This window comes from Rhizobium sp. 18055 (assembly GCF_902706285.1).
Classification (GTDB): domain Bacteria; phylum Pseudomonadota; class Alphaproteobacteria; order Rhizobiales; family Rhizobiaceae; genus Rhizobium.
On record NZ_CACSKD010000014.1, the window covers coordinates 132435 to 144589 of the forward strand.

The 12155-nt window shown below is 62.5% G+C and carries 17 protein-coding genes and 1 other RNA gene; 9 read left to right on the forward strand and 9 right to left on the reverse strand.

The genetic code is table 11. The features are described from left to right. Positions 1-13: 13 nt before the first annotated feature. On the reverse strand, positions 14-619 hold the full coding sequence (recR, locus tag GVL52_RS21670; RefSeq protein ID WP_160010965.1) for a recombination mediator RecR: 606 nt from the start codon (positions 617-619) through the stop codon (positions 14-16). 57 nt (positions 620-676) lie between these two features. On the opposite strand from recR, the gene GVL52_RS21675 reads away from it, so the two are divergent. After that, entirely contained in the window at positions 677-1294 is a 618-nt protein-coding gene (locus GVL52_RS21675; RefSeq protein WP_160010966.1) for an MOSC domain-containing protein, read from the forward strand. Here the strand turns inward: GVL52_RS21675 and GVL52_RS21680 are convergent. Continuing rightward, positions 1291-1827 carry an alpha/beta hydrolase gene (locus GVL52_RS21680; protein WP_160010967.1) on the reverse strand — a complete coding sequence of 179 codons (537 nt, stop codon included), beginning with the start codon at positions 1825-1827 and terminating at the stop codon, positions 1291-1293. The two genes, GVL52_RS21675 and GVL52_RS21680, sit on opposite strands and share 4 nt — an antisense overlap. Before the next feature lie 113 nt (positions 1828-1940). Between GVL52_RS21680 and GVL52_RS21685 the strand changes: the two genes are divergently transcribed. After that, entirely contained in the window at positions 1941-2423 is a 483-nt protein-coding gene (locus tag GVL52_RS21685; RefSeq protein ID WP_160010968.1) for an Lrp/AsnC family transcriptional regulator, read from the forward strand. Positions 2424-2506: 83 nt separating this feature from the next. Next, positions 2507-3037 carry a DUF992 domain-containing protein gene (locus GVL52_RS21690; RefSeq protein ID WP_160010969.1) on the forward strand — a complete coding sequence of 177 codons (531 nt, stop codon included), beginning with the start codon at positions 2507-2509 and terminating at the stop codon, positions 3035-3037. 67 nt (positions 3038-3104) lie between these two features. Here the strand turns inward: GVL52_RS21690 and GVL52_RS21695 are convergent, their stop codons facing one another. From GVL52_RS21695 to ffs, 3 genes are all read right to left on the reverse strand, one after another. Then, entirely contained in the window at positions 3105-3428 is a 324-nt protein-coding gene (locus tag GVL52_RS21695) for a YbaB/EbfC family nucleoid-associated protein (RefSeq protein WP_160010971.1), read from the reverse strand. Between the two features lie 22 nt (positions 3429-3450). Further along, entirely contained in the window at positions 3451-5328 is a 1878-nt protein-coding gene (locus tag GVL52_RS21700; protein ID WP_160010973.1) for a DNA polymerase III subunit gamma/tau, read from the reverse strand. A 46-nt stretch (positions 5329-5374) separates the two neighbouring features. Then, positions 5375-5471, reverse strand: an RNA gene (gene ffs / locus GVL52_RS21705) — signal recognition particle sRNA small type. 89 nt (positions 5472-5560) lie between these two features. On the opposite strand from ffs, the gene GVL52_RS21710 reads away from it, so the two are divergent. The 5 genes from GVL52_RS21710 (at position 5561) to GVL52_RS21730 (ending at position 8394) form a co-directional block, all read left to right on the forward strand. Then, positions 5561-5971 carry an HIT domain-containing protein gene (locus GVL52_RS21710; RefSeq protein WP_160010975.1) on the forward strand — a complete coding sequence of 137 codons (411 nt, stop codon included), beginning with the start codon at positions 5561-5563 and terminating at the stop codon, positions 5969-5971. Then, positions 5968-6930 (forward strand): NAD(+) diphosphatase, encoded by a 963-nt coding sequence (gene nudC, locus GVL52_RS21715; protein ID WP_160010977.1) that lies wholly within the window; start codon positions 5968-5970, stop codon positions 6928-6930. Before GVL52_RS21710 ends, nudC begins: the two co-directional genes overlap by 4 nt. 9 nt (positions 6931-6939) lie before the next feature. Then, on the forward strand, positions 6940-7644 hold the full coding sequence (locus GVL52_RS21720; RefSeq protein WP_160010979.1) for a YafY family protein: 705 nt from the start codon (positions 6940-6942) through the stop codon (positions 7642-7644). Positions 7645-7696: 52 nt separating this feature from the next. After that, positions 7697-7921, forward strand: coding sequence for a hypothetical protein (locus tag GVL52_RS21725; RefSeq protein ID WP_160010981.1), 225 nt, complete (start codon positions 7697-7699; stop codon positions 7919-7921). A gap of 104 nt (positions 7922-8025) precedes the next feature. Continuing rightward, positions 8026-8394, forward strand: a complete 369-nt coding sequence (locus GVL52_RS21730; protein WP_160010983.1) for a VOC family protein — start codon at positions 8026-8028, stop codon at positions 8392-8394. Between the two features lie 34 nt (positions 8395-8428). On the opposite strand, the gene GVL52_RS21735 is transcribed toward GVL52_RS21730, so the two are convergent. Both GVL52_RS21735 and GVL52_RS21740 read right to left on the reverse strand, forming a co-directional pair. Beyond that, the gene (locus tag GVL52_RS21735) at positions 8429-9289 is read right to left on the reverse strand and encodes a prephenate dehydratase (protein ID WP_160010985.1); all 861 of its coding nucleotides are present in this window, start codon (positions 9287-9289) and stop codon (positions 8429-8431) included. 10 nt (positions 9290-9299) lie between these two features. Beyond that, positions 9300-10055 (reverse strand): 3-deoxy-manno-octulosonate cytidylyltransferase, encoded by a 756-nt coding sequence (locus GVL52_RS21740; protein WP_160010987.1) that lies wholly within the window; start codon positions 10053-10055, stop codon positions 9300-9302. A gap of 156 nt (positions 10056-10211) precedes the next feature. Between GVL52_RS21740 and GVL52_RS21745 the strand changes: the two genes are divergently transcribed. Further along, positions 10212-10784 (forward strand): cytochrome c family protein, encoded by a 573-nt coding sequence (locus tag GVL52_RS21745; protein ID WP_160010989.1) that lies wholly within the window; start codon positions 10212-10214, stop codon positions 10782-10784. A 60-nt stretch (positions 10785-10844) separates the two neighbouring features. Here the strand turns inward: GVL52_RS21745 and GVL52_RS21750 are convergent, their stop codons facing one another. Then, positions 10845-11792 (reverse strand): AEC family transporter, encoded by a 948-nt coding sequence (locus GVL52_RS21750; protein ID WP_160010991.1) that lies wholly within the window; start codon positions 11790-11792, stop codon positions 10845-10847. A gap of 217 nt (positions 11793-12009) precedes the next feature. Then, a complete protein-coding gene (locus GVL52_RS31210) occupies positions 12010-12135 on the reverse strand; it encodes a hypothetical protein (RefSeq protein WP_280179114.1) in 126 nt (41 codons plus the stop codon). Positions 12136-12155 lie beyond the last annotated feature (20 nt).

The following is a 12155-nucleotide window of genomic DNA, read 5'->3' on the forward strand; positions in this document are numbered from 1 at the left end:
GGTCAATTGTCCCTCATATTGCCGTTCGCGCCCGGAGCGCTGCCGTCAGCGTGCCCTCGTCGAGATAATCGAGTTCGCCGCCGACGGGCACGCCATGCGCCAGCCGGGTGATCCTGATATCCAGGCCGGCCAGCTGGTCGGTTATATAGTGTGCTGTTGTCTGCCCCTCCACGGTGGCATTGACGGCGATGATCAGTTCCTTGATGCCGCCGGCGCTGACGCGCTCGATCAGGCCGCGGATGTTGAGATCATCGGGGCCGACGCCATCGAGCGGTGACAGCGTGCCGCCGAGGACGTGGTATGCGGCATTCAGCGCCGCGGCACGTTCCAGCGCCCAGAGATCGGAGACGTCCTCGACGACGATGATCAGCGACTGGTCGCGGCGGTCGTCGGTGCAGACTGTGCAGGGATCGGAGGTATCGACATTGCCGCAGCGCGAGCAGATCTTGACCTTGTCATAGGCCTCGCCCATCGCATTCGACAGCGGCCCAAGCAACTGATCCTTCTTCTTGATCAGGTGCAGGGCGGCACGCCTTGCGGAGCGCGGGCCGAGACCCGGCACCTTTGCCAGGAGCTGGATCAGTTTTTCGATTTCGGGACCGGTGACTCGCTTTGCCATGTGCGGTTATTAGCCCATATGTTACCAAAACGGAAACAGCCAAGGACGGCCGATCGCATGAAAATCCTCGCCGTCTGCATCGGCAATGCTGAAAAGCTGCCGGGCAAGAGCTACAAGACCGGCATCTACAAACACCCGCTGACCGGCAGCGTGCTCGTCGATGCCGAAGGGCTGGTCGGCGACGCGATCTGCAATCGCAAGCACCATGGCGGCGTCGATCAGGCCGTCTATGTCGAGGGATCGCTTACGCTGGACTGGTGGTCGGCCACACTCGGGCGGACGATCGAACCGGGCACGTTCGGCGAGAACCTGGTGATCGAGGGGCTCGACAATACCGAGGTTGCGGTCGGCGATCGGTTGATAGCCGGCGATGTTGTTCTGGAGGTAACCTGCGCGCGCATTCCCTGCGCGACGTTTTCAGCCCGCATGGGCGATCCGAAATTCGTCAAGCGCTACACGCAGGCCGGACGCCCCGGTCTCTATTGCCGGGTGATCCAGGGTGGCACGGTGACGGCAGGTGAAGCGGTCGCGCTACAGCGATTTCAAGGTGCGCGGGTGACGATGCCGGAGATGATGGCGACGTTCGGCAAGCGACTGTCGCCGGAGGATCGGGCCCGCTATCTCGCCGCCCCGATCCACTACAAGCTGCGCGCCGGCCTCAAGGCGCAGGTCTAGCCGAGGCCTGCCTCGAAGGCTGCAAGCGCCGCCCTGCCCTGCGACCAATCGCCGAGGCCGCTGCTGCCGTTGAGGTGGCCGTGGGCGCCGATGTCGATGAAGGCGCTGCCCCAGTGATCTGCTAGCGACCGGGCATAGCTGAGCGAGCTGTAAGGATCATTGCTGCTTGCGATGATCATGGAGGGAAACGGCAACGCCTGAATAGGTGGATCGGCAAAGCCTGAGGCCTCGGCCGGAAACGCAGGTGAGCTGGGGTCTGGTGGTGCAACCAGCAATGCGCCTGCGACCACTCGTTCGGTGCGTGCGGACCAATGCGGGACCAGCAGGCAGGACAGGCTGTGGGCGACCAAGAGCGGCGGCGTTGCCGATTTCTGGACCTCGCGATCAATCGCTTCGATCCAGTCGTCGAGATCCGGCAAGTCCCAGCTCGATGGCGAAAACCGGCGCATGCGGGGCTCGCGTGCCTCCCATCGCGACTGCCAATGCGCCTCGCCCGAACCACCGATCCCCGGCAGCGTGATGATCTCTCTCATGGCATTTCCCCTGCTGTTGCGTCGTGCACAGAATTGCGCGAGATCTCAGTCGAGCAACATGGGAATCCATCGGGTAAGTTACCCTGCAACCGATGAATTGAAGGTGCATGCGAATGGCAGACATAATCGAACGGTCGCTTGATCCGACCGACATGCTGATCATCGAGATCATGCAGGCCGATGGCCGCATCTCGGTGTCGGAACTCGGGCGACAGGTCGGGCTGTCGCAACCGGCCGCCTCCGAGCGGCTGAAGCGGCTGGAGGAGCGCGGGATCATCGAGGGTTACGGGGCGCGGATCAATGCGGCGGCACTCGGTCTCGGGATGATGGCGGTGATCCGGCTGCGCACGACGCATGAGCATATCCGCACCTGCCTGAAGCAGTTTTCCGAGATGCCCGAGGTGATCGAAGTGCTGCGGCTGACCGGCGAGGACTGCTTCATTCTCAAGGTGCTGGTGCCGACGCCATCGGCGCTGGAGACGATCGTCGACAGCATTGCGCGCTATGGCGCGGTGACGACCTCACTGGTGTTGCGCAGCGAGCCGGCCAAGCCGATCGGCCGGGACGTCCTGCGGGCGGCGAAGACACGGGCCTGAAGTATTTAAGAGGATGATCACTTGCTGATGGGCGCGAGATCCCTAGTTTTCCGGGAACGGAGTGCAACGAGAAGGAGGCTCGCATGTCCATCTTCAAACTCACCACTGCCGCCCTGGCTGTTTCGGCTGCGACGACGTTCTTTCCGGCCGGATCGGCAGCGGCGACCAGCGTCCATGCCGGTTCCCTGACCTGCGATATATCGGCGGGGATCGGGATGATCATCGGCTCCAAGCGGGATGTCGATTGCGTGTTTACCCCGTCGTCTCCGGGGCATGTCGAGCATTACCGCGGCGCGATCACCAAGATCGGCGTCGATATCGGCGTGCTGAAAGGCGGAACGCTGATCTGGTATGTCTATGCGCCGGCCAACCGCCCTGAAGGCGTGCTGCAGGGCAGCTATTCCGGCGTCGCGGCCAATGCGACCGTCGGCCTCGGGCTCGGCGCCAATGCGCTGGCCGGTGGGCTCGAAGGATCGGTGGCGTTGCAGCCGCTCTCGGTGGAGGGCACATCAGGCCTGAATATCGCGGCCGGCATCGCCAATCTGAAGCTGACCTTCGAGCCGCCGATGAAGGCCAAGCCGGCCAAGCATCATACGCAGAAGCACACGAAGTAAATCAGCGGAACGCGATCGATGCGCCGGCTTTCGGGCCGGCGCTTTGGCATTTGCGCACGGCGCTCGATCAGAACGGCATCTTGAAGCCGGGCGGGATCGGCAGGCCTGCGGTCAGCGCCTTGGTCTTTTCGGCGGCAACGGCGTCGGCCTTGTCCTTGGCGTCCTTGTGGGCGGCAACGATCAGGTCTTCGAGGATCTCGACGTCGTCTTCCTTGAACAGCGACGGATCGATCTTCAGGCTCTGCATCTCGCCCTTGCCGGTAACGACAACGGTCACCAGACCGCCGCCGGACTTGCCTTCGGCCGTGAGCTCGGCGATTTCCGCCTGCATCTGCTCCATCTTGGCCTGCATTTCCTTGACTTTGCCCATCATGCCCATGATGTCGCGCATCGTCTTGCTCCTTCTTGGTCTGTCAGAATTCTATATCGTCGCCGGGCAGGATATCGCCCTCTTCGGATTCGGCAACGGCCGCCGCCTGGACGGGGCCTTCCTGTTCTTCCGGTTCCGGCGCCCGGACGCGGACGTCGATGATCTTGGCACCCGGAAACTGCGCGAGGATCGCGGCGACATCAGGGTCCTGGCGGGCATCGCTGACCTGCTGTTCCTTGGCGCGGGCCTCGGCCTCGACCATGGTCGGCTGGCCGGCATCGCGGCTGAGACTGACGATCCAGTGGATGCCGGTCCAGTCCTTGAGCTTGACCGCCAGTTCGTTGAGCAGCGTCGGCGGGGCGCCATCGGTCAGGTTGACGTCGAGGCGGCCGGGTTCGACGCGCACGGGACGAACGAAGGTGCGGACCAGCGCCTTGATCTTGGCATCGCGCTTTTCAGCGGCGAGATTGACGATGTCGCTGACCGAATTGACCGACACCAGCGGCTTCGGCGCTTCAGCCGGCCGGGTCTCGGTGCGGCCGACCGGGATATTGTGCGGATCGGAACTGGGGACGGCGCGCAGCATGGCGACCGGGCCGGAGGTTTGCGGGCGAGCCGGCGCTGCCTCGGTGGCGCGCGCCATGACGTTGCCCTGATAGCTGACCGTGGCTCCGCCACCGCCGCCATTGCCTGTTGGCGCCGGCGCGCGAGCGCCGCCGTTGTTTTCGGAGAATTCCGCGAGACGACGGGCGGCATCTTCGGGGGCCGGCAGGTGGGCGGCGTGTGCCAGACGGATCAGCACCATTTCGGCGGCACCGGCCGGACGCGAGGAGGCTTCGGCTTCCGGGATGCCCTTCAGCAGCATCTGCCAGATGCGCGACAGCGCGGTGACCGCAACGCCCTGTGCGAACTCGGCGCCCTTGGTGCGCTCGATTTCGCTCAGCGACGGATCGTTGGCGGCATCGGGCACATATTTCAGCCGGGTCACCAGATGGGTGAAATCGGCGAGATCGGTGAGCACGGCAACGGGATTGGCGCCGGCCTCGTACTGGCTTTCGAACTCGCCAAGGGCGGCGGCGACATCACCCTTGATGACATGCTGGAACAGATCGACGATGCGGGCACGATCGGCAAGGCCGAGCATGCCGCGCACCGATTCGGCCATGACGGCACCGCCGCCATGGGCAATCGCCTGGTCGAGCAGCGAGAGGCCGTCGCGGGCCGAGCCTTCGGCAGCGCGAGCAATCATCGCCAGTGCGTCGGGTTCGGCTTCGATGCCTTCCTTCGACGCGATCGTGGTGAACAGGCCGACCAGATCCGACGCGCTGATGCGGCGCAGGTCGAAGCGCTGGCAGCGCGACAGGACGGTGATCGGCACCTTGCGGATTTCGGTGGTGGCGAAGATGAATTTCACATGCTCGGGCGGCTCTTCGAGCGTCTTCAACAGGCCGTTGAAGGCCTGGGTCGAGAGCATGTGCACTTCGTCGATGATGTAGACTTTGTAGCGCGCCGACACCGGGCGGTAGCGCACCTGCTCGATGATCTCTCTGATGTCATCGATACCGGTGTGCGAGGCGGCATCCATCTCGATCACGTCGACATGGCGACCTTCCATGATCGCCTGGCAGTGCTCGCCGGGGATGCGCAGGTCGATCGTCGGCTTGTCGATTTCAGCTGTCTTGTAGTTCAGCGCACGCGCCAGAATACGGGCCGTCGTGGTCTTGCCGACGCCGCGGACGCCGGTCAGCATGTAGGCCTGGGCAATGCGACCGGTCTCGAAGGCGTTGGTCAGAGTCTGGACCATCGGCTCCTGGCCGACCATCAGATCCGTGAAATCCTTGGGGCGGTATTTGCGTGCCAGCACCCGGTATCCGGTGCCCGTCGAGGCGGCATCTTTTGATTGTCGCTCGGTGTCGCTCATCGCCCTGCTTAGCGCCCGGGCTCCCGGGCAAAGGATGGAGAGAAGGGTGGGAGGCTGGCACGATGACCCGTGCCTGGCTCGTTAGGGCTGCTTCCTTCCGGACCTGACCCGGTTGGCGAGTGGCTCGTCCACCACCAACCTCCCGGAGGCACATATCGGCAATATCGCGATCAAAAGCAAGCCAAGCCCAAAAAAAACTGCTAGCCTTTGGAAAACTCTGGAGGAATACCCGTTGGACGTCTTCAAACTCGACCACCGGCTGGCCAATGACAGCGTGAGCATCATGCGAACGAGCCTCTGCGACATCAGGATGTCGAAGGACTGTCGCTGGCCGTGGCTGGTGCTGGTGCCGCAACGGGCCGGGATCACCGAGATTTTCGAGCTGACGCCCCTCGACCAGGTGATGCTGACCTTCGAGACCGAGATGGCAGCGGCGGCACTGAAGAAGGTGACCGGGGCGACAAAAATCAACATCGCAGCTCTTGGCAATATCGTCCGCCAGCTTCATGTTCATGTCATTGCGCGCTTCGAAGGCGATGCCAACTGGCCGGGTCCCGTGTGGGGATACGGCACCGCGGAAGCCTACGAGGATGCCAAACGAGATGAATTCATAGAGACGATGCGGGAAGCCCTTTCATCATGAGCCGTTCGCTTTTCGATTCGGATGTACCGCATCCGGAACCCAGCAACCTGACAGCCTTTGCCGCCAACGACCTGATCCGCGATTCCGAGCATCGCAATGAGAGCTCGGTGGACGAGGCGCTGGCCAAGGACGGCACGCATATCTTTGCGTTTACCGGCGACAAGCTTGTTCTGAAGCATGACGGCCAGGTGCTCGATCCGCTGTTTGCCCGCTACGAATTGAAGGATCTGCAGCCGAACTGGGACGAGACGATCCTGCTCGGCTATCGCAAGACCGGCGAGCCGCGGCTTGCGGTCCCGGTCGGCGTGTCCGAGGATGAGCTTTCCAGCCACTACAAGCCAGCCGACGGGCGCTCGCTGTTCCGCGAGATGCTGATCGACGAGGTTCTGCTCGGCGAATTCGCCCAGGGCGCCAGCCTGATCCGCTGGAACCGCGACAACAAATTCTGTGGCCGTTGCGGCGCGACGATGGACATCCATATCGGCGGCTACAAGCGGATCTGCTCGGCCTGCGAACACACGATCTTTCCGCGCACCGACCCTGTCGTCATCATGCTCGTTGTGGACGAGGAGCGGGATCTCTGCCTGCTCGGCCGCAGCCCGCATTTCGCGCCCGGCATGTATTCGTGTCTTGCCGGTTTCGTCGAGCCTGGCGAGACGATCGAAAACGCCGTGCGGCGCGAAACGCTGGAAGAATCGGGCATCCGGACAGGACGCATCCGCTACCATGCCTCGCAGCCCTGGCCGATGCCGCATACGCTGATGATCGGCTGCTATGCCGAGGCCAAGTCGCACGACATCGTGCGCGACGAGCAGGAGCTGGAAGACTGCCGCTGGTTTACCCGCGAGGAGACCATCGAGATGCTTGAGCGCCCGTCCAGCAACGGCAAGGCGCCGCCACCCAAGGGCGCCATTGCCCACCGCCTGATGCGCGACTGGGTGGAGTGGAAGGACCGATAGGCTTTCGCCATGGCGCGCTCCGAACGCCTGCTGACATTGCTGCAGACCCTACGCCGCTACCGGCGGCCGGTGAGCGGCGCCGTTTTGGCCGAGGAAACCGGCGTCAGCATTCGCACGCTCTACCGCGACATTGCCAGCCTGCAGGCGCAGGGGGCGCTGATCGAGGGCGAACCCGGCCTCGGCTACATCCTGAAGCCCGGCTTCATGTTGCCGCCGATGATGTTTTCGCAGGACGAGATCGAGGCGCTGGTGCTCGGGTCACGCTGGGTGGCACGGGCGGCTGATCCACGGCTGGCGGCGGCCGGTGCCGATGCGCTCGCCAAGATCGCCGACGTGCTGCCGCCAGAGATCCGCGACCAGATCGAGACATCGCCGCTCATCATCCACATGCGGCCGCCGATTGCCAGCAAGGCCGATCTCGGGGTGATCCGAAAGGCGATCCGCGGCGAGCGGGTGCTGAAGCTGACCTACACCGACGAGAGCGGCGCGGTGTCGATCCGCAACGTCTGGCCGTTTGCGATCAGCTACCTCGAACAGGTCAGGATGGTGGTGGCGTGGTGCGAGCTGCGACAGGATTACCGCCATTTCCGCACCGACCGCATCGTCGAAATGGCACCGCAGGAGGTGCGCTATCCCCGGCGCCGTGCAGTGCTGCTGCAGGAGTGGCACGAACGGGAAATCGCTCCGCGGGAGCAACAAATACTACTGCCATAAACTGACAGCATGTCGCGCTACTATCGGTCTCATCCAAACAGGAGGACCTGATATGACGAGCCTGAACGCCACCCAGACGACGCGCGGCAACCGACTTGTCGATGAGACCTCTCAGGATGCCGGTTACCCGCAATCGCTGATGCTGCGGATGATGCAGAACGCCTCGCGCAGCATGGCGCGCAGCGGTGCGCCGCGTCTCGATCCGCAAGCGATGTCGGAAAGTTTGCGACGCGACATCGGCTTTGTCGATTGGAACAGCCGCGACCGCGGACGATAGCCCGGGCCACCCACCATCGAGACCAGACATTCACTCCGCCGTTGCCGATGAGCGCAACGGCGCTTGCATCTCTGCGCCTGTTTCACACCAAGAGGGATACCATCATGAACAGTCCGAACCTCATCATCCTTTACGTGAGGGACCCTGCCGAAAGTGCGGCATTCTACAAGGGCCTGCTCGGCCGCGAGCCGGTGGCGTCGGCACCGAATTTCGTCGCCTTCGCGCTCGACGGCGGCTTTACGCTGGGGCTCTGGCGATTGAGCAAGGTGGCGCCGCAGCCATCGGCGATCGGCAGCCGCGCCGAGATCGCCTTCATGGTGCCGGGCGAGAATGGTGTTTCGAACCTCTATCAGGACTGGCGCAGCCGGCACCTGCCGATCGCCCAGGATCTCACCGATCTGGATTTCGGGCCGACGTTTGTCGTTCTTGATCCCGATGGCCACCGGCTGCGGGTTTGTGAGCCGGATAAATAGACTGAAACCGAAAGGGCGCCACTGGCGCCCTTGATCACTTCTGCAGCTGGCCGCGCATCGGGTGGCCCTTGTAGACACCGAGAATGCGGACTTTTTCGGAGAAGAACCGCAGTTCCTCCAAGGCGCGACGGACGTTTGCGTCGTTTGGATGGCCTTCGATATCGGCATAGAACTGGGTGGCGACGAACTTGCCGCCCAGCTGGTAGCTCTCCAGCTTGGTCATGTTGATGCCGTCGGTGGCGAAGCCGCCGAGTGCCTTGTAAAGCGCTGCCGGGATGTTGCGGACGTTGAAGACGAAGGTGGTGACCAGCTTTTCTTCATCGGATGCGCGATGAGCCCAGAGTTCATCGCGTGACAGGACAACGAAGCGGGTCACGTTGTTTTCCGTGTCCTCTACATTTTCCGCAATGATATCAAGCTTGTATAGATCGGCGGCAAGGCGCGGTGCCAAGGCCGCCATCGAGCGGTCGCCGGTTTCCTGCACAAGCTTTGCGGCACCGGCGGTGTCGCCGGCAACAACGGCCTTCCAGCCATTGGCTCGGACGATCTTGCGGCACTGGCCGAGCGCGTGGATGTGGCTGTGAACGGTGCGGATCTCGTCCTTGGTGACGCCGGGCAGCACCATCAGCTGGAAACGGATCGGCATGAAGTATTCGCCGATGATGTGGAGACGCGATTCCGGCAGCAGGTGATGGATATCGGCGACGCGGCCGGCGATGGTGTTTTCGATCGGGATCATCGCCAGGTCGGCTTCGCCGCTTTCAAGCGCGACAAAAGCGTCTTCGAACGTCTGGCAGGGCAAGGGCTCCATGGTCGGAAACATGTCGCGGCAGGCCATGTCCGAATTCGCGCCGAAGTCTCCCTGGAAGGAGATCCTGTTGGTCTTGACGTTCATGGGAGATCCATCATTTCGATTGTGCGGAAAGAATGCGCCGCGCTTTTTCAAGGTCGGCGGGAGTATCGACACCGAGCGGAACAGTGTCAACGATCTCGACATCGATGCGCATGCCGGCTTCGAGCGCGCGCAGCTGCTCCAGCGATTCGCGCTTTTCCAGCGTCGATGGACCAAGCGAGACGAAGCGTTCCAACGCGGCGCGGCGATAGGCGTAGAGACCAATGTGGTGGTAGAGCGGGCCTTCGCCGTAAGGCGCGGTCGCCCTGGTGAAATAGAGGGCACGCATGCGTGTTTCGGAGAGCGGCGCGCCGACGATCTTGACGATATGGGGCGCGGTCTTGTCGGCCTCGTCGTCGATGGCGATGGTCAAGGTGGCGATATCGACGGCCGGGTCCTGAAGCGGTCGCAGCGATGCACGCACCGTTTCCGGCTCGATCGTCGGCAGGTCGCCCTGGACGTTGACGATGAATTCGGCGCGGCCTTCTGGGTCTGCCTTCAGCAGCGCTTCGTAGATGCGGTCCGAGCCGGATTGGTGATCCTTGCGGGTCATGATCACCTCGAAGCCTGCTTTTGCAACGACGTCAAAGACTTCCTGATCGTCGACGGCAACGACGACACGGCCGATCTCGGCCTCCCTCGCCCGCAGCGCCACCTGAACGATCATCGGCTGACCGCAAATATCGGCAAGCGGCTTGCCCGGCAGCCGGGTCGATGCCATGCGCGCCGGAATAAGGACAAGCACGTTGTCCAGATTTGGATTAGTCATTGTTCGGGCCTTCATTTCCGGGCAGAAAGGTGTCAAAACGTCTCATGCTGCAGACGTGTTCGACTGTTGCAAGAATTAGCCAAAAGACATAGGTTTTGCTCGATTTCAAGAGACAGGCCGGTTTTATGTCTGCCGGCTGTGGGGGGAGCAGCACAGATGAATTCATACATGAATATGGCGGTGGGAGCGCTGCTCGGGACGGTTTTCGTCCTGATGTCGGTATCCATTGCCTCGGAAAGCATCTTTCATTCCGAAAATCCGGAGAAAGAGGGCTTTGCGATTGTTGCAGAGGAGGCATCCGCCGCCGATGGTGCCGCTGCACCGGCTGCGGCCGTGCCGATCGCGCAGCTGCTGGCCAAGGCCGATGCCAAGGCCGGCGAAACGGTTTTCAAGAAGTGTCAGGCCTGTCATGACGGCACCAAAGGGGGACCGAACAAAGTCGGGCCGGGCCTCTTTGGTGTCGTAGATCGTCCGATCGCCTCGCATGAGGCCTTCGCCTATTCTTCGGCCATGAAGGACTTCTCCAAGGGGGCAAGCGAAAAGTGGACGTTTGACCACCTGAACCACTTCCTGGCAGCACCGAAAAAGTACATTGCCGGGACGGCGATGGGCTTTGCCGGCCTGCAGAAGGATACGGATCGTGCCAACGTGATCCTCTATTTGCACACGCTGGCTGATTCGCCGGTGCCGCTGCCGGATCCGAATGCACCAGATGCTGCCACGCAGTGATTTGATCGATCGACTGGAAACAATCCAAGCCCGGCCCCAAGCCGGGCTTTTCCTTTGAAATCAGGGGCCGAGCAGATAGGCCCAGAGGGATACGGTGATGGCGCCGAACGCCGTCGTGACCGTGATGGTCGAGGCGGCCAGGCTGTGGCCGACACCGAAGCGGTTGGCGATCAGCCAGGCGTTGACACCTGTGGGCACCGCCGAGATCAGCACCAGCGCCGCGGTCCAGTCGCTCTCCAGCCCGACGAGGTGGCTGGTGGTCCAGACACAGGCGGGCAACAGCATCAGCTTGAAGGTCGAGGTGACGCTGGCGATGCCGACATTGCCGGAGATACCGTATTGCTGCAGGGCCATGCCGAGCGAAATCAGCGCCACCGGCCCAGCCACACCGGCAATCTGATCGACGATCGATTCGACCGGCGCCGGCATCTTCAGGCCGAGCAGGTGCATGACCGCACCGCCGGCAAGGCCGATGACCAGCGGATTGCGGACGAGATTGATGGCGATCTGGCGAATCACCTTGGCAACGCTGCGCCCCTGCCCGCCGACAATCTTGTGTTCGGCACGCTCCATCAGGATGGTGCCGACGATCATCATGACAGGCAGATGCACGGCGATCAGGATCGACAGCGGCACGAGGCCCTTGTCGCCGACCGTGCGCTGGACCAGCGGCAGGCCGATGAAGATGGTGTTGGCGAAGGCCGAGGAGACGCCGGCGAGCACGCCGATGCGGTCGTCACGGCCGAAGAACCGGGTTGCGGCAAAGTGCGCCGCTGTCCAGGTCACGGCAACGCCGGAGAAATAGGCGATCCACAGCCGGAAGGGGGATGCGCCCTGAAAGTCCGCCTCGGCGATGGTGCGAAACAGCAGCAGGGGAACGGCAATCTTGAAGACGAAGTCGCTCAGCGCATCGCCAACCTCAGCCTTCATCAGCCCCACCTTGACGATCAGCCAGCCGATCAGGATCATCACGAAGATGGGAAGAACGTCGAGAATGATGGCTGACATCAGGGAGGGCTGCCTATTGCATGGAATAGCAAAGGTCTAACAGCAAACCAGCGGAACTGACAAATATGAATGACGGTATCGGTTTGTTGCGAAAGCAAAAAAAGCGGGCAATGCCCGCTTTTCCGCATCCGGTCCTGCCGGATTGCCGGTCGGCCATGCTGCCAGTACATCCGTGGTCAGCGTCGCTCCGGTATCGTCGAAGGGTAACATTCCCTTCTCAATCGGCTGCAGCTCCCGGGCTGCCCATGCCGATCTTGTTGACAGCAGATATAGTCGGCGAAAATGACATGCCGATGACGTCGGCAAGGCATTTCTGCGAAATGAAGTGCCGCAGATCCGGCATTTCTGCTTCCCATGCGGCGA